The organism is Kitasatospora sp. NPDC052896, assembly GCF_044547075.1.
Classification (GTDB): domain Bacteria; phylum Actinomycetota; class Actinomycetes; order Streptomycetales; family Streptomycetaceae; genus Kitasatospora.
The window spans coordinates 93,018-112,892 of sequence record NZ_JBITZU010000007.1 but is presented as its reverse complement, the minus strand read 5'-3'; the positions used below and the strand labels follow the sequence as shown (position 1 = coordinate 112,892).

Below are 19,875 nucleotides of genomic sequence, written 5' to 3'. Positions count from 1 at the left end.
CGCGCGAGCCGTGCGAAGGTGAGTCCTGGGCCGGCTCAGGTGAGCCGGCGCATCAGCTCGACGGCCGCCCGCAGGGTCCGCTGCTCCTCCGGGCTCAGCTCGCGCTCGATGGCGGTGGCGAGCAGGCGCTCCCGGCGGCGGCGCTGGTCGTGCAGGGCCGCGATGCCGGCCGCGGTGGCGTGCAGCACCAGCTTGCGGCCGTCGGTGGGGTGCCGCTCCTGGTGGACTAGTCCGGCCTCGGTCAGCAGGGTGACCGTGCGGGCCATCGACTGGTGCCGCACCTGCTGGCGCTCGGCCAGCTCGGCGGTGGTGTGCGGGCCCTCACGGACCAGCCAGCCCAGCGCGCCGACCTGGTTCTGCGGGAGTACCGACTCGCTGCGCGCCTGGCGGACCAGATCGCCGATGGTGCTGCGGAGGTCTGCGGCGAGCTGGAGCGGGTCGATCGGGTCGGTGGCGTTCATGGCTCCACCCTACCGAAGTATCTGCAGCAAAACTGTGCAGTATTGCTGTACTGTTTCCCCCATGCGACTGACCAAGTTCGGACATGCCTGCGTCCGCATCGAGCAGGACGAGACCACATTGGTGATCGACCCCGGTCTGTTCACCGAACCCGAGGCCGTCCAGGGCGCCGACGCGCTGTTGATCACCCACGAGCACTTCGACCACTTCACCGAGGACCAGGTGCGCGCGGCGCTGGCCGCCAACCCCGGGCTGCGGATCTGGACCAACCGCGCGGTCGCCGACCAGCTGGCCGGGCTGGGCGCCGCGGTGACCGTGGTCGGCGAGGGCGACGCGTTCGACGTCGGCGGGATCGACGTCACGGTGCACGGCGAGTGGCACGCGCTGATCCACCCCGACGTGCCGCGGGTCGGGAACATCGGCTTCCTGCTGAACGGCCGGCTCTTCCACCCCGGTGACGCGCTGACCGTGCCCGAGCGGCCGGTGGAGACCCTGCTGCTGCCGCTGTCCGGCCCGTGGAACAAGATCGGCGAGCTGGTCGACTACGTCCGCGAGGTGCGGCCGGGCCGGGCGCTCGGGATCCACGAGGCGCTGCTCAGCGAGGCCGGGCTGGGGGTCGGCGCGCGCTTCCTGGGCGACGACGGCCCGGGGACGGGAGCGCCGTACCGGTACCTGACCTCCGGTGCCGGGCTGGATCTGGACGCTGTGTAGCCTTCCCCCATGCGGAGGATCGGGCTGACCGGCGGGATCGGGGCGGGCAAGAGCGAGGTGTCCAGGCTGCTCGTGGCGCACGGGGCGGTGCTGGTGGACTCCGATGTGATCGCCCGTGAGGTGGTGGCCCCGGGCACGCCCGGACTGGCCGCCGTGGTGGCCGAGTTCGGCCCCGGGGTGCTCGGGCCGGACGGCGCGCTGGACCGTCCGGCGCTGGGCGCGCTGGTCTTCGCCGACGCCGAGCGACTGAAGGCGCTGAACGCCATCGTGCACCCGCTGGTCCGGGCCCGGTCCGCCGAGCTGGAGGCGGCGGCCGGGCCGGACGCGGTGGTGGTGCACGACGTCCCGCTGCTCGCCGAGAACGGGCTGGCCCCGCTCTACGACCGGGTGGTCGTGGTGGACGCCGACGAGGAGGTCCGGCTCGAGCGGCTGGTCCGGCTGCGCGGGATGACCGAGGACGAGGCCCGGGCCCGGATGGCCGCCCAGGCCACCCGCGAGCAGCGCCTCGCGGTGGCCGACCTGGTGGTGGAGAACAACGGCACCCCCGGGCAGCTGGCCGAACGGGTCAGTCGGCTGTGGGAGCGGTTGACGAAGGACTGAGCAGGTCCCAGCGGTTGCCGTAGAGCTCCTCGAAGACGGCGACCGTGCCGTACCGCTCGTGCCGCGGCTCCTGCGGGAAGCGGACCCCGGCGGCATGGGAAGTGCTCGGGCCGCTACGGCTTGCGGGCGACGGCGGACCAGATGGCGACCCGGCTGTCGGTCTCCTCGGCGGGCCGGTCGGGGCGCCACTGGGCGGCCGTGACCAGGCCCGGGTCGAGCAGCTGCAGGCCGTCGAAGAAGCCCGCCACGTCGTCCTTGCCGCGCAGGGCGAGCGGGGCCGAGGTGGCGCGGTAGATCGCCGGTCCCCGGCCGCGCTCACGCTCCGGCACGAAGTCGCCGGTCGCGTGCGAGAGCGCCAGGTAGCTGCCGGGGGGCAGGGCCTCGACCAGCCGGCGGACGATCGCCCGCGGGCCGTCCGCGTCCTCGACGAAGTGCAGCACCGCGAGCAGCAGCAGCGCCACCGGCCGCCCCTCGGCCAGCAGAGCTCGGATCCGCGGCTCGGTGAGGAGCGCCGCCGGGTCGCGCAGGTCGCCCGCCACCACCGAGGCGCGGCCCGGCGCGGACCCGGCGAGCAACGCCCGGCTGTGTGCCAGGACGATCGGGTCGTTGTCCACGTACACGACCCGGGCGTCCGGGTTCACCTCCCGCGCCACCTCATGGGTGTTCCCGGCGGTCGGGATGCCGGTGCCGATGTCCAGGAACCGGTCGACCCCCAGCTCGGCGAGCTGCCGCACGGCCCGCCGCAGGAACGCCCGGTTCGCCCGGGCGCTGATCCGCACCATCGGCCCGAGCGCCAGCACCCGCTCGGCGGCGGCCCGGTCGGCCGGGAAGTGGTCCTTGCCTTCGAGGTAGTAGTCGTACATCCGGGCCGGGTGCGGGATCTCCGGGTGCAGCTCGGCCGGCGGCGGGGTGTCGTCGTCCCATGACATCCAGTTCTGATGAAGCGTCAGCACAGTTTCCCCCCGTGGTGATTGACGTTCGGAACACGAGACTAGGGCCTGTCGGGCGCGGGCGGGAGGAGCTTGCGGGCACCTGGTCCGTCGGCACCCAGCACGTCCCGCGGGTTGTAGAGCGCGCAACTGCCCTGGGAGAGACAGCCGCAGCCGATGCAGCCCGTCAAGTGCTCACGCAGGGTGAACAGTTCGGCGATCTGCCGATCGATTCGGGCCTGCCAGGTGGTGGCCACCGCGCTCCACTCGGCGGCGTTGGGCGAGCGGTCGGCCGGCAGCCGGCCGAGGGTGTCGCGAACCTCCTCCAACGAGAGGCCGACCCGCTGGGCGGCCCGGACGAAGGCCACCCGGCGCAGCATCTGGCGCTGGTAGCGGCGCTGGCCGCCGGCCGTGCGCTCGGCGTGGATCAGTCCGAGCTCCTCGTAGTAGCGCAGTGCCGAGGTGGCCAGACCGCTGCGGGCCGCGAGTTCACCGATGGTCAGCCGGTCGTGCCGAGTGGGTGTCATGGGGCCTCAGCATAGGGCTTGACTTCAAGTCCGCTTGAAGTCGCAGACTCGTGCCATGATCTCCACCGAGACCGACCGGTACGGCTACCAGGACCTGGCGGGCCTGATGAGCCAGATGACCGGCGACGAGAAGCACGGCCCCGCCGCCACCTCCACCCTGGACGCGCTCTGGGTGCTCTACGACCGGGTGCTGCGGATCGACCCCGCCGCGCCCGGGGCCGCCGACCGCGACCGTTTCCTGCTCTCCAAGGGCCACGGCCCGATGGCCTACTACGCGGTGCTCGCCGCCAAGGGCTTCCTGCCGGTGGAGTGGTTGCCCGGCTTCGGCGGCTACCGCTCCCCGCTCGGTCACCACCCCGACCGGCTGCTGGTGCCCGGCGCCGAGATCGGCTCCGGCTCGCTCGGCCACGGCCTGCCGCTGGCCGTCGGCACCGCGCTCGGCCTGCGCGCCCAGGGCCGGCCCGGGCCCGCCGTGTGGACCCTGATCGGGGACGCCGAGTTCGACGAGGGCAGCAACCACGAGGCGCTGGCCTTCGCCGGGGCGGTCGCGCTGGATCGGCTGCACGTCCTGGTGATCGACAACTCCTCGGCCACGCACGGCTGGTCGGGCGGCATCGCGGAGCGCTTCGGCTCGGCCGGCTGGTCGACCGCCACCGTGGACGGCCGCGACCACGACGCGCTGTACGCGGCCTGCACCGCCGAGCACCCCGGCCGACCGCACGCGGTCGTCGCCCGGGTCGAGCCCAAGAGCTCCTGAGTACCAGCCGAACCGCCCAGCTCCGTGACGCCCCAGGGGGAACCACCGATGGACACCATGCGCGACCGCTTCACCACCGTCACCACCGAACTGCTCGGCGCCGACCCCAGGACCGCCCTGGTCCTCGCCGACATCGGCGCCACCCCGTTCGCCGCCGCGGCCCTGGCCCACCCCGACCGGGTGGTCAACGTCGGGATCCGCGAGCAGCTGCTGATCGGGGTGGCCGGCGGGCTGGCGCTGGCCGGCCTGCGGCCGATCGCCCACACCTTCGCCAGCTTCCTGATCGAGCGCCCCTTCGAGCAGGTCAAGCTGGACCTGGTGCACCAGGGCGTCGGCGCGGTGCTGGTCAGCGCGCTGGGCTCGTACGACTGGCCCGCGGGTGGCCGCACCCACATGTCCCCCGGCGACGTGGCGCTGCTGGACACGTTGCCCGGCTGGCAGGTGCACGTGCCCGGTCACCCCGACGAGGCCGAGCTGCTGCTGCGGCACGCGGTGGCCGACGGGGACAGCCTGCAGTACGTCCGGCTCTCGCTGCACCGGAACGCTGCCGCCCAGCCGGTCCGCCCGGGGGAGTTCCGGACGGTCCGGACCGGCCGGCGCGGCGTGGTGCTGGCCGTCGGCCCGATGCTGGACGGCGTGCTGGCGGCCACCGAGGGCCTGGACGTCACGGTGCTCTACGCCGCCACCGTCCGCCCGTTCGACGCCGCCGCGCTGCGCGCCGCCACCGAGGCGGCCCGGGCGGACGTGGTGCTGGTCGAGCCCTACCTGGCCGGCACCTCGGCGTCGCCGGCCGGCCAGGCGCTCGCCGACCTGCCGCACCGGCTGCTCGGCCTGGGTGTGCCGCGCGAGGAGCACCGGCACTACGGCTCGATGGAGGAGCACCTGGCGGGCTACGGTCTGGACCCGGCCGGCCTGCGCGAGCGGATCAGCGGCTTTCTGCGCTGACGTCCGGCCCGGCCAGGGCGATCACGCAGGAGCGCGGCCCGAGCCGCCCCGCCGCGTGCTCGCCGTACCCGGCCAGCACCCGCCCGGCGGGCAGGTCGTGCGGCTTGTCGGAGAGATTGACGCTGACCAGCAAGCGCCCCCGGTGGACGGTCAGTTGGCGCTCCTCCTCGTCGAACTCCACCCGCACGGCGGTCAGGTCGGGATCGGTGAGCTCCGGGTGGGCCCGCCGCAGCCGGATCAACGTCCGGTACCAGTCCAGCAGTTCCGCGTGCACCGGCTGCCGGGGTTCGCTCCAGTCGAGCACCGAACCGAGCACGGTCTGCGGCGCCTGCGGGTCCGGCACCTGCTCGGGGGTCCAGCCGTGGGCGGCGAACTCCCGCCGCCGGCCCTGTCGGACGGCCTCGGCCAGGCCCGGATCGGTGTGGTCGGTGAAGTACTGCCAGGGCGTGCTCGCCCCCCACTCCTCGCCCATGAAGAGCATCGGGGTGAACGGTGAGGTGAGCACCAGGGCGGCGGCCAGGGCGAGTTGGTCCGGGGTGAGCCGGTCGCCGAGCGCCCGGTTGCCGATCTGGTCGTGGGTCTGGCAGTAACCGAGCAGCCGGTGACCGTAGTCGAGGGGGAAGGGCCGCCCGTGGTGTCGCTCGCGGAACGAGGACCAGGTGCCGTCGTGGAACCAGCCCCGGGTCAGCGTCCTGGCGACCGCCGCCAGCGGCGCCCGGCCGAAGTCGGCGTAGTAGCCCTGTGCCTCGCCGGTCACCGCGGTGTGCAGCGCGTGGTGGAAGTCGTCACTCCACTGCGCGGTCAGGCCGAGACCGCCGGCCTGCCGGGGGGTGGTGGTCCGCGGGTCGTTGAGGTCGGACTCGCCGACCAGGAAGAGCGGCCGGTTGACCGCCGCGGCCAAAGCGTCGACGGCGGTGGCGAGTTCCTCCAGGAAGTGCAGCGCCCGGGTGTCGGCCAGCGCGTGCACCGCGTCCAGCCGCAGGCCGTCCACCCGGTAGTCGCGCAGCCAGGCCAGCGCGCTGCCGATCAGGTAGGCCCGCACCTCGTCCGAGCCGGGGGCGTCCAGGTTGACCGCCGCGCCCCACGGGGTCTGGTGCCGGTCGGTGAAGTACGGGCCGAATCGCGGCAGGTGGTTGCCGGACGGCCCGAGGTGGTTGTGCACCACGTCCAGGACCACGCCGAGCCCCTTGCGGTGCGCGGCGTCCACGAAGTGCTTCAGCCCGTCCGGGCCGCCGTACGGCTCGTGCACCGCCCAGAGCGACACGCCGTCGTATCCCCAGCCGTGCCGGCCCGGGAACGGGCAGACGGGCAGCAGCTCGACGAAGTCCACGCCCAGCTCGACCAGGTGGTCCAGGTGCTGTTCGGCGGCGGCGAAGGTGCCGGCCGGGGTGAAGGTGCCGACGTGCAGCTCGTAGATCACCGCGCCGGGTAGTGGGCGGCCCTGCCAGGGGGAGTCGGACCAGCGGAAGGCGGCGTGGTCGACCAGCCGGCTCAGCCCGTCCGGGCCGTACGGCTGGCGCGCCGAACGCGGGTCGGGCAGCGCCGGGCCGCCGTCCAGCCGGAACCCGTAGTCCAGCCCGGCCGGCGCCTCGCCCCGCCACCAGCCGCCGTCCTCCCGGGCCAGCGCGTGCGGAGCACCGTCGACCTCGACCTCCACGCGGTCCGCGATCGGGGCCCAGACCTGGTACTTCACGATGACTCCCGGATGAGCAGGGCGACGGTGTCGACGGGGCCCTCGTGCTGACGACCGGTCAGTACGTCGCGCCAGCGCCCCGGCAGGTCGAGGGTAACCCGCGCGCCACAGCGCGCCAGGGTGTACGGCAGCCGGGTCACCGCGACCGCGAGGTCCTCGCCGCGCTGGAACGCGACCAGGTGCTCGCTGGTCTCCAACGGCCGGTACGGGCCCAGTGGCCTGGGCAGACGCAGCGCGGCCCGGGTCAGCCGGAGCTTCTCGCGGGCCGTCCCGGAGAGCTCCTCGGGCGCCCGGCCGAGGGCCACCGGCGCCCGGTTGTCCGGATCGACCAGGGTGTACAACGTCAACTCGCTGCCCTGGTAGAGGTCGGGCACGCCGGGCACGGTGAGGTGCAGCAGCGCGGCCGAGAGGCTGTTGCTGCGGGCGAACGGCGCCAGGAAGTCGACGAACCGCCCGATCCGCGCGCTCAGCTCCGGGTCGGCCAGCACGGCCCGGGCGTAGTCGGTGACGGTGGCCTCGTAGCCCGGGTTCTGGTCGATCCAGCTGGTCGCCAGCTTGGCCTCGCGCAGCGACTTGACCAGCACGCCGGCCAGCCGTTCCGGGGCGATCGGCCAGGCGGCCACCAGGGTCTGCCAGAGCAGCCATTCGGCGTTCCGGTCGGCCAGCCCGCCGGCCAGCTCGGACCAGGCCGTGCACTCGGCCAGCCAGCGCTCGGGCAGCTCGGCCAGGACGGCGAGCCGGGCCCGGGCGTCGGCGCTGCGCTTGGTGTCGTGGGTGGAGAGCGCGGTCATGCTGAGCGGCCAGTGCGCCTCGACATGGGCGCACCACTGGTGGAAGTCGGCCGGCTCGACGCCCGGCGTCCCGGGGCTGCCGCCCACCTCGTTCAGGCTGAGCAGCGGGTACCAGCGGTAGAAGGCGGTGTCCTCCACGCCCTTGGCGGCGACCGCGGTGGCGGTCTGGGCGAACCGGGTGCGGAACTCGTCCTTGGCCGGGTCGCCCCCGAGCTCCCCGTGCGCCAGCAGCTCGACGAACCGCTCGGTGCTCTCCGGCGTGCTGACGGTCCGTTCGACCGGCTCGGGGTAGCGCCGGTAGACCGGGTAGTCGCTCAGCAGCTCGCACAGCGCGGCGCGCACCGCCGACGGCCGGTGGTCGGCCAGCGCGGGCTCGGCGGCGCAGATCCGGTCGGCCAGCCGGACCAGCCGGTTCAGCTCGGCGGACAGCTCGCCCTCCGGCGCGACCAGCTCGGCCCGGGCCCGCCGGGCCTGCTCGGCGGCGGTGGAGAGCAGGTCGGTGTAGCCGGCGTAGAGCGAGGCCAGCCGGCGGGCACCCGGGCCGTCGGTCAGCACGCCGTCGATCCGGCGCAGCGCGTCGTAGCCGGTGGTGCCGGCGCACGGCCAGTCGGCGGGCAGCCGCTCGTCGCCGGTGAGGATCTTCTCCACCACCAGGTAGGCACCACCGGTCGCCGCGCTCAGCCGGCGCAGATAGCCGCCCGGGTCGGCCAGCCCGTCCGGGTGGTCCACCCGGAACCCGTCCAGCACGCCCTCCGCGTGCAGCCGCAGCAGCACGCCGTGGGTGGCCTGGAAGACCTCCGGGTCCTCCACCCGCAGCGCGATCAGCTCGTTGATGGTGAAGAACCGGCGGTAGTTCAGCTCGCTCCGGGCGAGGCGCCACCAGGCCAGCCGGTACCACTGCCGCTCCAGCAGCTCGGGCAGCGGGAGCTGCTCGGTGCCGGCACGCAGCGGGAGGACGTGGTCGTAGTAGCGCAGCGCGTCCTGATCCACCTTCAGCTGGGGCAGCTCGGCGCCCAGCCGGTCGCCCAGCACCGGCAGCAGCACCCGGTCGCCCTGGGCCGCCCAGTCGATGTCGAACCAGTGCGCGTAGCGGGACCGCGGCCCGTCCCGGAGCACCTGCCAGAGCGGGTCGTTGAGCCGCTCCGGGACCGGGACGGCCATGTGGTTGGGGACGACGTCGGCGATCAGGCCGAGCCCGTGCGCCCGTGCGGTGGCGGCGAGTTCGCGCAGCGCCGGCTCGCCGCCCAGCTGCGCGCTGATCCGGGTGTGGTCGACCGTGTCATAGCCGTGCGTCGAGCCGGGGCAGGCCTCCAGCAGCGGGGAGAGGTGCAGGTGGGAGACGCCGAGGTCGGCCAGGTACGGCACCGCGCGGGTGGCGTCCGTCAGGGTGAAGGAGGGCTGCAGCTGGAGCCGGTAGCTCGCCGAGGGGACGGATCTCGATACGAAAGTCACACCACATGCCTACCCGGTGTAACCGGACCCTACGACCCAGGACCGGCGGACGGGCGAAGCGGCGGCAGCTCAGGCCGGTCGTTGCAGCACCAGCAGCGAACGGTCCGTCAGCCACAGCCCGTCGCCCGCCTTCACCCGCAGCCCCGTCCCCGGCGTGGGCAGCACCGGCTGGGTGGTGTCCACCACCACCTGCCACTCCTCGCCGTGCTCCTTGGGCACGGTGAACTGCAGCGACTCGCTGTGCGCGTTGAACAGCAGCAGGAACGAGTCGTCGATGATCCGCCCGCCGCGGCGGTCCGGCTCGGAGATCGCCGCGCCGTTCAGGAAGACGGTCAGTGACTTGGCGTAGCTGGTGCCCCAGTCCCGGTCGGTCATCTCGTCGCCGGACGGGGTGAACCAGGCGATGTCCGTCAGGTCGTCGTGCGTCCCGGCGACCGGGCGGCCGCGGAGGAACCGGCGGCGCCGGAAGACCGGGTGGTTGCGGCGCAGCCAGACCATGCCCTGGGTGAACTCCAGCAGCTCGGACCTCTCCGGCCAGGCCACCCAGGAGAGTTCGTTGTCCTGGCAGTAGGCGTTGTTGTTGCCGAGCTGGGTGCGGCCCAGCTCGTCGCCGTGCGAGAGCATCGGCACGCCCTGCGAGAGCAGCAGGGTGGCGATGAAGTTGCGCTGCTGGCGGGCCCGCAGCCGGAGCACCTCCGGATCGTCGGTCCCGCCCTCGGCGCCGCAGTTCCAGGAGCGGTTGAACGACTCGCCGTCCCGGTTGTGCTCGCCGTTGGCCTCGTTGTGCTTCTCGTTGTAGGAGACCAGGTCGCGCAGGGTGAAACCGTCGTGGCAGGTCACGAAGTTGATGGAGGCGAGCGGGCGGCGGCCGTCGTCCTGGTAGAGGTCGGCGGAGCCGGTCAGTCGGGAGCCGAACTCGGCGAGCGTGGCGTTCTCGCCACGCCACAGGTCGCGCACGGTGTCCCGGTACATGCCGTTCCACTCGGTCCACAGCGGGGGGAAGTTGCCGACCTGGTAGCCCCCCTCGCCGACGTCCCACGGCTCGGCGATCAGCTTGGCCTGGGAGACGATCGGGTCCTGCTGGACCAGGTCGAAGAACGAGGAGAGCCGGTCGACCTCGTGGAACTGCCTGGCCAGGGTGGCCGCGAGGTCGAACCGGAAGCCGTCCACGTGCATCTCGGTGACCCAGTAGCGCAGCGAGTCCATGATCAGCTGCAGCACGTGCGGGCTGCGCATCAGCAGGCTGTTGCCGGTGCCGGTGGTGTCCATGTAGTACCGCGGGTCGGTGGCCAGCCGGTAGTACGAGGCGTTGTCCAGGCCGCGCATGGAGAGGGTCGGGCCCAGGTGGTTGCCCTCGGCGGTGTGGTTGTAGACCACGTCGAGGATCACCTCGATCCCGGCCGCGTGCAGCGCCTTGACCATCGACTTGAACTCCTGCACCTGCGGGCCGCGGTCGCCCACCGAGGAGTACGAGCCGTGCGGGGCGAAGAAGCCGATGGTGTTGTAGCCCCAGTAGTTGGTCAGCCCGAGGTCGCGCAGTCGGTGGTCGCGGACGAACTGGTGCACCGGCATCAGCTCGATCGCGGTGACGCCGAGCTTGGCCAGGTGCTCGATCAGCGCGGGGTGGGCGAGCGCCGCGTAGGTGCCGCGGATCTCCTCGGGGATCCCGGGGTGCAGCCGGGTCAGCCCCTTCACGTGGGCCTCGTAGAGCACCGTGCGGTGGTACTCGGTGCGTGGGTGGCGGTCGTTGCCCCAGTCGAAGTACGGATTGATGACGACCGAGTGCATCGTGTGCGGGGCGGAGTCGAGGTCGTTGCGGCGCTCGGGTGCGCCGAAGTGGTAGCCGTAGACCGACTCGTCCCAGTCGATGGTGCCGCTCATCGCCTTGGCGTACGGATCCAGCAGCAGCTTGGCGCTGTTGTGCCGGCGGCCGCGGACCGGATCGTAGGGGCCGTGCACCCGGAACCCGTAGCGCTGGCCGGGGTGGACACCCGGGAGGTAGGCGTGCCGGACGAAGGCGTCGGTCTCGCGCAGCTCGACGGCGGTCTCGGTGCCGTCCTCGGCGAGCAGGCAGAGCTCGATCCGGTCGGCGCTCTCGGAGAACACGGCGAAGTTGGTGCCCACCCCGTCGTAGCTGGCACCGAGGGGGTACGGCTGTCCCGGCCAGACCTGCATGAGCGTTCAACTCCCTGGAATCACGGGAGCGGCTGCCCCCTGGGACGTCGGCGCACCGCTGGGTGCGGTATGCCCGGGTGGCGCGTACCACATGTGTACACGCCACCCATCGTGACGCACGGCACAGGACCGGGGTACGCGCTGTCATGGCATCGTTGCCGCTCCGACCCCTCCACTGACGCCCTTTCAGCCGTAGTTCGCCCGAACGGGTGTCCGTCCACCGCGACTCCGGGGCGTCGACCGGGACTCTTTCGGATGGCGTGCCGGCGCAACGGGCTGCCGGGGCGAGGGGCCGGGCAGTATCCTTGATCGTCACGCCCTCCGTGCGGGAGCGGCGCCGAGAGGTGAGGTATCGCATGGTGTTCCCCGCCGACGACTGGCCCGACGGGCTCGGCGGTGCGGCACCTGGCGGGCGGACGGAAGCCCCGACGGTCGTGCTGGGCTCGCCCGGTGGCGGCCGGCTGGTGCCCGCCCAGACCGCCCCCGACCCGGCCGCGCCGGGCTGGAGCAGCGAGCAGTGGCAGCGCGCCTACCAGCGGGTCCGGCTGACCGGCCGCGCCTACGTCTGGCTCAACCTGGTCGAACAGCGGCTGCGCTCGCTCCTGGACGACCTGCTGCGCCCGGTCTACGCCCCCGCGCACGGCGCGGACTGGGTGACCGCGGCGGCCGGCCCGGTCGGCGAGGAGTGGGTGCAACGGGCCACCGCCGTCCGCGAGGTGAGCCGCCGCAAGGGCTACCTGCTCGACCCGGCCGACGACGATCCGCTGGTCTTCCTGACGCTTCCTCAGCTGCGCGAGCTGATGGTGCAGCACTGGCCGTGCTTCGAGCCGTACCTGGACGACCGCCGGGAGATCGAGCTGGCGCTGGACGAGCTGGAGGTCGCCCGGCACGTGGTCTCCCGCAACCGCAGCCTCTCGCCGACCGTGCTGGCGCAGACCGAGCGGGCCGCCGCCCGGGTGCTCAGCCTGCTGGACGGGCGCTCGGCCATGGCGGCGGGCCTGCCGGCCGACGTGATCGAGGAGCTGGTCGCCGGCCGGTACGCGGACGTCGCGGCGGTGCACGCGGACCGGGTGCGGCTGCAGCGCGACCTGCCGGTGGAGGACCTGCTGGAGGGGGCCCGGCGGCTCGACGCGCTGGGCATCGGGCTGGGCATGCTCTGCCAGAACTTCACCGGCAAGCGGCTGGTCCGGTTGGCCGCCGACGGCTGCCGGGTGCGGCTGCTCTTCCTCAACCCGGCCAGCAGCGCGGTGCGCCGGCGGGAGCGGGAGCTGGGGCTGGGGCGGGGTGAGCTGTCCCGGTCGATCGAGATGAACATCATGCACGTCCGCCGGGTCCGGGCCCGGTTGCGCGATCAGGGCGGTTTCGAGATCCGGGTGTTCGACGAGACGCCGCGGTTCACCGCCTACCTGGTGGAGGGGCCGCGGGTGCCGGGCTCGCGGCGGCGCGGCGGTGACCTCGGGGTGGTGCAGCCGTACCTGCGGCGAGCGCGCGGGATCGAGTCGCCGGCGCTGGTGCTGCGGGCGGTGCCGGGCGGGGACGAGGAGGAGGAGCCGGGGCTGCTCGAGGTCTACCGGGAGGAGTTCGAGGGGGTCTGGGCCGATTCCCGGCCGGTGAGCTGAGCGGTTCCCGCCCGTGAGCTGAGCAGTCGTGCATCCGTTCGACAAGGCATGGCAAAGCCTCGGTATACCCCCGGCATGGACGCGCCCTGGGGGTGTGACTAAGGTGTGCCTAAGCTAAGCGCAGCCGGCGCTGGCCGAACGCATGCCCTTGCGATTGTTCTCAGGTATGACCGGGTGGGCCCGGGGAGGAGTGCACTGTCCATGCTGGACGATGCTTTTCCAAGCTTTCTGATCGGGCTCAGGGAGGGTCTGGAAGCCGGTCTGATCGTCTCGATCCTGGTCGCCACCCTGGTCCGGTCCGGCCAGAAGGCCCGCCTTCCGCAGGTCTGGACCGGCGTGCTCGCCGCGATAGGCCTCGCGCTCAGCTTCGGCGCGGTGCTCACCTTCACCGCCGCCAACCTCTCCGGGACGTCCCAGGAGGCCTTCGGCGGCGCGCTGAGCATCATCGCGGTCGCCTTCGTCACCGCGATGGTCTTCTGGATGCGCCGCTCGGCCCGCAACCTCTCCTCGGAGATCCGGGAGAAGGTCACCGCCGCCCTCGGCATGGGCGGTGGGGTGCTCGTCCTGACCAGCTTCCTGGCGGTGGGCCGGGAAGGGCTGGAGACCTCGCTCTTCCTGTGGACCACCGCGCGCTCGGCCGGTGAGGCGACCGGACCGGCGATCGGCGCGGGGATCGGCCTGGTGCTGGCGGCGGGGCTCTGCTGGGGCCTGTACCGGCGGGTGCTGAAGATCAACCTCACCCGGTTCTTCACCAACACCGGCCTGGTGCTGATCGTGATCGCGGCCGGGGTGCTCAGCTACGGGCTGGGCGACCTGCAGGAGGGCGGGGTGCTGCCCGGCGGGCACGCGTACGCCTTCGACCTGAGCGGGTCGGTGGACGCCGGGTCCTGGTACGCCACGCTGGTGCAGGGCGTGTTCAACCTGACCGTCAGCATGAGCTGGCTCCAGGTCGTGGCGTACGTGCTGTACCTGGCGGTCGTGCTGCCGCTCTTCGTGACGGGGGTGCGGGCGAGCGAGCCGAAGCCGGCCGCCGGGACCGCCGAGGTCGCCGAGGCCACGCCGGCCGCCGAGACTGCTGAGACCACCGAGCCCGCGCCGGCCGCCGAGGCCGCCGGGCCGTCACGCCCGCGCTGGCTGCTGCCCGCGGCCCTGGTCGCCGTCCCCGCCGTGGTGGCCGGTGTGGTGATCGCCGTCAGCGGTGGCAAGCCGGCCGCCGCCGGCACGGTCACCGTCTCCGACGCCCAGTCCGACTGCGGCAAGGGCTTCACCGCCCCGCAGCCCGGCCAGCAGACCTTCCAGATGCACAACGCCGGCGGCAAGACCTCCGAGGTCTACCTGGTCAACCCCACCACCAACGCGGTCTACGGTGAGGTCGAGGGCCTGGCCCCCGGCACCACCCGCCCGCTCACCGCCACCATCGGCAACGGCGACTACGCCTGGCGCTGCGTCCCCACCGGCGGCCCCGCGGTCACCTCGCAGACCGTGCACGTCACCGGGGGCCAGAACGCCGTCCCGGCCGTCCTCCCGGTCTCCGAGGACGACCTGAACGGGCCGCTCGCCGCCTACCGGACCTACGTCCAGTCCGGCCTGGCCACCCTGCTGACGCAGACCCAGAAGCTGCAGGCCGACGTGCACGGCGGCGACCTCGACGCGGCCCGCGCCGACTGGCTCACCGCGCACCTGCAGTACTCCTCGCTGGGCGCCGCCTACGGCACCTTCGCCGACTTCGACAAGAAGATCAACGGACGGGCCGACGGCCTGCCGGACGGCGTCGACGACAAGGACTTCAGCGGCTTCCACCGCCTGGAGTACGGCCTCTGGCACAACCAGAGCGCCGCCGACCTCGCCCCGGTCGCCGACCAGTTGGTCAGCGACGTGGACGGCCTCGGCAAGGCGTTCCCGAGCCAGGACTTCGACCCCACCGACCTGCCGCTGCGCACCCACGAGATCCTGGAGAACACCCTCCAGTTCGAGCTGACCGCCGACACCGACGAGGGCAGCGGCACCAACCTGGCCACCGCGCAGGCCAACCTGGCCGGTACCCAGGAGCTGCTGACGGTCCTGCAGCCGCTGATCCAGGCACGCAGCCCGCAACTGCTCGGCACCGTCAACGCGGACGTCAAGCGGGTGGCCGACCTGCTCGCCGCCCAGCACCACCCGGACGGCGGCTGGACCCCGGTCGAACAGCTCGACACCACGGTCCGCGCGCAGCTCAACGGCGCCACCGGCCAACTGCTCGAAGACCTCTCCCCGATCCCCGACCTTCTTGAGATCCGGAAGTCCGCCTGATGACCAGCCAGCACGAGACCATCGGGTCCTGCCCCTTCCCGCACCAGGCCCTCGCGGCCGACAAGGCCGAGGCGGCCCGAGCCGCCCTCGCCCGACAGGCCGAGGCCGCGGGCTGCCCGGCCGGGCCCGCCCGGCGTGGCTTCCTGGGTGCCGCGCTCGGCGTCGGCGCGGCCGGCGCGGCGCTGGTCGGTGCCGGCGGTCTGGTCCTCGGCAGCGGCGACCGGGCCGCCGCGGACACCGGGACCCCGGCCAGCGCGGCCATCCCGTTCGAGGGCGTCCACCAGGCCGGCGTCACCACCGCGCAGCAGACCGCCGCCGCGTTCGTCGCGTTCACCGTGATCGCGCCGGACCGCAACGCGCTGGAGGACCTCTTCCACACGCTGACCGACCGGATCCGGTTCCTCACCTCCGGTGGCACCCCGCCGGACCTGGGCGTCGGCGCGCCGCCGTCCGACAACGGGATCCTCGGCCCGACCGTGCCCAGCGACAACCTCACGGTGACCGTCGGGGTGGGCGCCTCGCTCTTCGACGGGCGGTACGGGCTGGCCAAGGCCAAGCCGGTGAAGCTCACCCCGATGCGGACCTTCCCCAACGACAACCTGCAGGCCGCCGAGCTGCACGGCGACCTGTCGCTGCAGATCTGCGCCAACAGCCAGGACACCGTGCTGCACGCGCTGCGCGACATCGCCAAGCACACCCGTGGCGCGATGCAGGTCAAGTGGCGGATCGACGGCTTCCAGAACGCGCCGCGGCCGACCGGCGCGCAGCGCAACCTGCTGGGCTTCAAGGACGGCATAGCCAATCCGGACGTCAAGTCGTCCCGCGAGATGGACCAGCTGGTCTGGCTCCAGGGCGGCGGCGGGGAGCCGGCCTGGGCGACCGGTGGCAGCTACCAGGTGATCCGGATCATCCGGATGCTGGTCGAGTTCTGGGACCGGGTCTCGCTCGCCGAGCAGGAGCAGATGTTCGGCCGGCGCAAGGACACCGGCGCGCCGCTGGACGGCGCCAAGGAGACCGACACCCCCGACTACGCCAAGGACCCGCAGGGCAACGCGATCCCGCTGGACGCGCACATCCGCCTCGCCAACCCGCGCACCCAGCAGACCGACGACTCGCGCATCCTGCGCCGTGGCTACAACTACGACCGCGGCATCGACGGCGTCGGCAACCTCGACATGGGGCTGGCCTTCTGCTGCTACCAGCAGGACGTCCAGCGCCAGTTCGAGGCCACCCAGACCCGGCTGATCGACGAGCCGCTGGTCGACTACATCTCGCCGACCGGTGGCGGCTACTTCTTCGTCCTGCCGGGCGTCCGCGACGCGAACGACTGGCTCGGCCGCGGGATGTTCGCCGCCGCCTGACGGGGGTTCGGCACGACCCACGGGCGGTCGGGGCGGTCACGCTCCCGACCGCCCGTGGCGTTCCCGCTCCGCGCACTGTCACAGGTGGCGGCGATGATGGGCCCATGCGACGCGGCAGCTGAACAGAAGGGCGCCGGCGATGGACGGAGCAGAGCGGGCCAGAGCGATGAACCACGACACCCCCACCCCCATACCGCCCACCCCCATACCGCCCACCCCCGTACCGCCCGCCCCCGTGCCCTCCGCCGGTCCCGCCTGGTGGCAGCGCGGCCTGGTCGGCTTCGACCTGGAGACCACCGGGACCGACCCCGCCGAGTCCCGGATCGTCACCGCCGCCCTGGTCGACACCCTCGGCGGTACCCCCACCCGGGCCCGACACTGGTTGCTCGCTCCCGGCGTCCCGATACCGCCGGAGGCCCAGGCGATCCACGGCATCAGCGACGAGCAGGCGCGGGCCGGCGGTCGTCACCCGGCCGAGGCGGTCGAGGAGATCGCGGCGGCGCTGTGCGTCCGGCTCGCCCAGGGCCACCCCGTGGTGGCCTTCAACGCCCCGTTCGACCTCTCGCTGCTCGACGCCGAGCTGCGCCGGCACGGCCGGCCCGCCCTCGCCGAGCGGTTGGCCGGCCGGCTGGTGGTGCCGGTGCTGGACGCGCTGGTGATCGACCGCGCGGTGGACCGTGACCGGCCCGGCCCGCGCACCCTGCAGCACGTCTGCGAGGTGTACGGGGTCCCGCTCGCCGACGCCCACACCGCCGCCGCCGACGCGCTGGCCGCCGTCCGGCTCGCCGTCGCCCTCGCCGAGCGCTACCCCCGCGAGGTCGGTGACCTCACCCTGGAGGCGCTGCACACCCACCAGATCGGCTGGTACCGCGGTTGGGCCGAATCCCGACAGGCCAGGCTGCGCGTGACCACCCCCGACGCGGTCATCGACCCGCGCTGGCCGTTGCGCTGAGGGCCGGGGCGGTCACTCGTTGATCGCGGAGGGGGCGCTGGTGCCGGAGGCCGAGGCGTGCGCGCGGGGCGACGCGGCGGTGCTCGCCGATGCCGATGCCGTCGCTGCTGCCGACGCCGACGCCGATGCCGATGCCGAAGCCGTCGCTGAAGCTGTCGCTGAAGCCGAAGCCGAAGCCGAAGCCGAAGCCGAAGCCGAAGCCGAAGCCGTCGCGGAGGCGGAGCTCGTCGCGGAGGCGGAGCTCGACGGGGAGGCCGAGGCGGCGGGGGAGGGGAACATCGCCGGGAGGGTGTAGACGTTGCCGGGGCTGATGACGTTGGTGATGGCCTGCCCGAAGAGGGTGGAGACCTCGTTGCCCTGGTAGCCGACGTCGGTGTTGGCGAGCACCACCAGGGAGGCGTCGGCGCTCGGGAGGTACACGGCCAGGGTCTGGTAGCCGGGCAGCGAGCCGTTGTGGCCGACCCAGCCGTTGTCGGTGAAGACACCGAGGCCGTAGCTGGTGCCCGGGGCGCCGGTGGACCGCTCCTGGAGGCGCTGGGCCTGGGTGGCGGGGGTGAGCAGGCTGCCGGTGGCGAGGGTCTTGGCCCAGCTCTGCAGGTCGCTGAGGTTGGAGATCATCGCCCCGGCGGCCCAGGCCCAGGAGGGGTTCCAGTTGGTCGCGTCGGCGATGGTGCCGTTTGACGTCTGGTTGGTGTAGCCGTGGGCGTGCGGAGCGGGGAAGGTCGCGTCGGTCGGGAAGACCGTGTGCGACAGCTGGGCCGGCATCAGCACCTGCTGCTGGAGGTAGCTGCCGAGCGGCTGGCCGCTCGCCTTCTCGACCGCGAGACCGAGCAGGATGGTATTGGTGTTCGAGTACTGGAACCGGCTGCCCGGCGCGAATCCCGCGGGGTGCTTGAAGGAGTAGCCGAGCAGCTGCTGCGGGGTGAACTGCTGGTTCGGGTTGGCGAGCAGTGCGTGCACGAAGTCCTGGTCGGCGGTGTAGGGGTACAACCCGCTGCGCATACCGGCGAGTTGGCGAAGGGTGATGTTGTCGCCGTTCGGCACGTCCGGGACGTACTTGGAGATCGGGTCGTCCAGGCCGACCTTGCCCGCGTCCACCAGCCTGAGCAGCGCGGTGACCGTGAAGCTCTTGGTCTCGCTGCCGATCCGCATGTTCATGTCGGTGGACATCGGGGTGTTGTTGCCGGTGTTGGCGACGCCGAAGGCCTTGGTGTAGCTGCCGTTGTTCGGGCTGGAGATGCCGACGATGACGCCGGGCACGTTGGCCTGCCGGAGCACCTGCTTGATCGCGCCGTCGACCTGCGCGCTGACCGCAGGGGTCAGCGTCACCATGCCGGAGGCGGACGCGGAGGTGGACGGGTTGGCGGCCACCGCGGAGTCGGTGGCACGGTCGGCGGCGCAGCCCGAGCCGAGCAGCAGGGCGAGGACCGTGAGGGAGGCGGCCAGGGTCCGGCGGTGGGGCGCGCGGGGGTACGGGCGCTCGACTCGGTCCGTCATGTCGGGGTGCCTCTCTCGGCGGTCGGCGGGGGATCTGGCGCCGGTGAGGCCGGGCCATGGCCAACGTAAGGTCCGGGCGGTCCGGGCGCGCGGCCGTGCGGGCGGGGACTGATCCGTTCGGGTCTGTCGGCCCGGGGCCCGGGGTCCCCGGGCCGGGGTTGGGAGGAGGGAAGGGCGGTCAGTTCTCGGGGAAGTCGAAGCCGTAGCCCTGCCGGATCAACCAGGGGAGGAGCCGGCTCACGGCGGTGACGGTCTGGCTGCGGTCGCCGCCGCCGTCGTGGAACAGCACGATCCCGCCGGGCTGGAGCTCCTGCTTGACGGTGGTGACGATGCTGTCGACGCCGGGGTCGGACCAGTCGACCGGGTCGACCGTCCAGCCGAGCGGGCGCATGCCGTGCTCCACCGCGGTCTTCACGTTGGCGGTGGTGAAGTCGCCGCCGGGGGCGCGGAACCAGGTGACGCGGGTGCCCGGGCCACCGGCCTCGATGATGGTCGCCTTGGCGTCGAGGACCTCCTGGGCCTGCTGGGCGGAGGAGAGCGTGAACATCGGCTGCGGGTGGGTGAGGGTGTGGTCGCAGAGCCGGTGGCCCTCGGCGAGGATCCGCCTGTCGATGTCCGGGTAGTTGACGATCTCCTCGCCGACCTGGCAGAAGGTCGCCTTGACGTGGTACTTCGCGAGCAGGTCGAGGATCTGGCCGGTGGCCGGGCCCGGGCCGTCGTCGAAGGTGAGCGCGACGGTCCGGCCGCCGCCGGCGGTGTGGTAGGTGACCGAGGAGTCGGGCGGCGCCGGCGGTTGCTGGGCGGGTGGCGGGGCTGACGGGGTGTTGTCCCCGGGGACGGGTTTGGGCCGGGCCTTCCCGGCGGCGTCGTTGCCGGGGCCGGCGCTCCTGGCGCCGCTCGGGCTCGCCTGACCGTGGGTGCGCGGGCCGCCCTGGCCGTCGCCGAGCCCGCAGGAGCAGGCCAGGACGAGGGAGAGCAGGGCGCTGCAACCGGCGGCGGTGCGGCGGAGAAGGGGACGGTGGGTGGTGCCACGTTCCGGCATGGCGGCGGCTCCTGACGTGCGACCAGCCGTCCGGGGTGGATGGCTGCTGCTACGACCATGAACCTGGATGGAGCCA

General features: G+C 73.0%; 16 protein-coding genes and 1 pseudogene. 8 read left to right on the top strand and 9 right to left on the bottom strand.

Features of this window, described 5'->3' with window-relative positions:
* Nucleotides 1-35 precede the first annotated feature (35 nt).
* Nucleotides 36-461, bottom strand: coding sequence for a MarR family winged helix-turn-helix transcriptional regulator (locus ACIGXM_RS16860; protein ID WP_396561467.1), 426 nt, complete (start codon nucleotides 459-461; stop codon nucleotides 36-38).
* A gap of 61 nt (nucleotides 462-522) precedes the next feature.
* On the opposite strand from ACIGXM_RS16860, the gene ACIGXM_RS16855 reads away from it, so the two are divergent.
* Nucleotides 523-1,170 carry an MBL fold metallo-hydrolase gene (locus ACIGXM_RS16855; protein WP_396561465.1) on the top strand — a complete coding sequence of 216 codons (648 nt, stop codon included), beginning with the start codon at nucleotides 523-525 and terminating at the stop codon, nucleotides 1,168-1,170.
* Between the two features lie 9 nt (nucleotides 1,171-1,179).
* Nucleotides 1,180-1,770: a dephospho-CoA kinase gene (coaE, locus tag ACIGXM_RS16850; RefSeq protein WP_396561463.1), complete on the top strand. Its 591-nt coding sequence runs from the start codon at nucleotides 1,180-1,182 to the stop codon at nucleotides 1,768-1,770.
* Here the strand turns inward: coaE and ACIGXM_RS16845 are convergent.
* The 3 genes and pseudogenes from ACIGXM_RS16845 to soxR all read right to left on the bottom strand — a co-directional run.
* Nucleotides 1,736-1,864, bottom strand: a pseudogene (locus tag ACIGXM_RS16845) (VOC family protein); the annotation flags it as partial. The gene coaE and the pseudogene ACIGXM_RS16845 overlap by 35 nt on opposite strands.
* Before the next feature lie 19 nt (nucleotides 1,865-1,883).
* The gene (locus ACIGXM_RS16840) at nucleotides 1,884-2,699 is read right to left on the bottom strand and encodes an SAM-dependent methyltransferase (RefSeq protein WP_396561461.1); all 816 of its coding nucleotides are present in this window, start codon (nucleotides 2,697-2,699) and stop codon (nucleotides 1,884-1,886) included.
* A 62-nt stretch (nucleotides 2,700-2,761) separates the two neighbouring features.
* Nucleotides 2,762-3,226 carry a redox-sensitive transcriptional activator SoxR gene (gene soxR, locus ACIGXM_RS16835; protein WP_396561459.1) on the bottom strand — a complete coding sequence of 155 codons (465 nt, stop codon included), beginning with the start codon at nucleotides 3,224-3,226 and terminating at the stop codon, nucleotides 2,762-2,764.
* 55 nt (nucleotides 3,227-3,281) lie between these two features.
* Between soxR and ACIGXM_RS16830 the strand changes: the two genes are divergently transcribed.
* Nucleotides 3,282-3,983 (top strand): transketolase, encoded by a 702-nt coding sequence (locus ACIGXM_RS16830; protein ID WP_396561457.1) that lies wholly within the window; start codon nucleotides 3,282-3,284, stop codon nucleotides 3,981-3,983.
* Nucleotides 3,984-4,031: 48 nt separating this feature from the next.
* Complete coding sequence (locus tag ACIGXM_RS16825) at nucleotides 4,032-4,928, top strand: transketolase family protein (protein WP_396561455.1); 897 nt, start codon at nucleotides 4,032-4,034, stop codon at nucleotides 4,926-4,928.
* On the opposite strand, the gene treZ is transcribed toward ACIGXM_RS16825, so the two are convergent.
* From treZ to glgX, 3 genes are all read right to left on the bottom strand, one after another.
* Nucleotides 4,909-6,621, bottom strand: coding sequence for a malto-oligosyltrehalose trehalohydrolase (treZ, locus tag ACIGXM_RS16820; protein ID WP_396561453.1), 1,713 nt, complete (start codon nucleotides 6,619-6,621; stop codon nucleotides 4,909-4,911). The two genes, ACIGXM_RS16825 and treZ, sit on opposite strands and share 20 nt — an antisense overlap.
* Nucleotides 6,618-8,864: a malto-oligosyltrehalose synthase gene (treY, locus tag ACIGXM_RS16815; RefSeq protein WP_396561451.1), complete on the bottom strand. Its 2,247-nt coding sequence runs from the start codon at nucleotides 8,862-8,864 to the stop codon at nucleotides 6,618-6,620. Before treY ends, treZ begins: the two co-directional genes overlap by 4 nt.
* Nucleotides 8,865-8,933: 69 nt before the next feature.
* Complete coding sequence (glgX, locus tag ACIGXM_RS16810; RefSeq protein WP_396561449.1) at nucleotides 8,934-11,039, bottom strand: glycogen debranching protein GlgX; 2,106 nt, start codon at nucleotides 11,037-11,039, stop codon at nucleotides 8,934-8,936.
* Between the two features lie 356 nt (nucleotides 11,040-11,395).
* Between glgX and ACIGXM_RS16805 the strand changes: the two genes are divergently transcribed.
* The 4 genes from ACIGXM_RS16805 (at nucleotide 11,396) to ACIGXM_RS16790 (ending at nucleotide 17,260) form a co-directional block, all read left to right on the top strand.
* Nucleotides 11,396-12,658 (top strand): SAV2148 family HEPN domain-containing protein, encoded by a 1,263-nt coding sequence (locus ACIGXM_RS16805; protein ID WP_396561447.1) that lies wholly within the window; start codon nucleotides 11,396-11,398, stop codon nucleotides 12,656-12,658.
* A 201-nt stretch (nucleotides 12,659-12,859) separates the two neighbouring features.
* Nucleotides 12,860-14,947, top strand: coding sequence for an iron uptake transporter permease EfeU (gene efeU, locus ACIGXM_RS16800; RefSeq protein ID WP_396561445.1), 2,088 nt, complete (start codon nucleotides 12,860-12,862; stop codon nucleotides 14,945-14,947).
* Nucleotides 14,947-16,308, top strand: a complete 1,362-nt coding sequence (gene efeB / locus ACIGXM_RS16795; RefSeq protein WP_396561443.1) for an iron uptake transporter deferrochelatase/peroxidase subunit — start codon at nucleotides 14,947-14,949, stop codon at nucleotides 16,306-16,308. The genes efeU and efeB overlap by 1 nt, the downstream gene beginning before the upstream one ends.
* Before the next feature lie 139 nt (nucleotides 16,309-16,447).
* Nucleotides 16,448-17,260: an exonuclease domain-containing protein gene (locus ACIGXM_RS16790; protein ID WP_396561441.1), complete on the top strand. Its 813-nt coding sequence runs from the start codon at nucleotides 16,448-16,450 to the stop codon at nucleotides 17,258-17,260.
* 12 nt (nucleotides 17,261-17,272) lie between these two features.
* Here the strand turns inward: ACIGXM_RS16790 and ACIGXM_RS16785 are convergent, their stop codons facing one another.
* Together ACIGXM_RS16785 and ACIGXM_RS16780 are read right to left on the bottom strand one after the other, a co-directional pair.
* Nucleotides 17,273-18,757, bottom strand: a complete 1,485-nt coding sequence (locus ACIGXM_RS16785) for a serine hydrolase domain-containing protein (RefSeq protein ID WP_396561439.1) — start codon at nucleotides 18,755-18,757, stop codon at nucleotides 17,273-17,275.
* 178 nt (nucleotides 18,758-18,935) lie between these two features.
* Nucleotides 18,936-19,799 (bottom strand): polysaccharide deacetylase family protein, encoded by an 864-nt coding sequence (locus tag ACIGXM_RS16780; RefSeq protein WP_396561437.1) that lies wholly within the window; start codon nucleotides 19,797-19,799, stop codon nucleotides 18,936-18,938.
* Nucleotides 19,800-19,875: the final 76 nt, after the last annotated feature.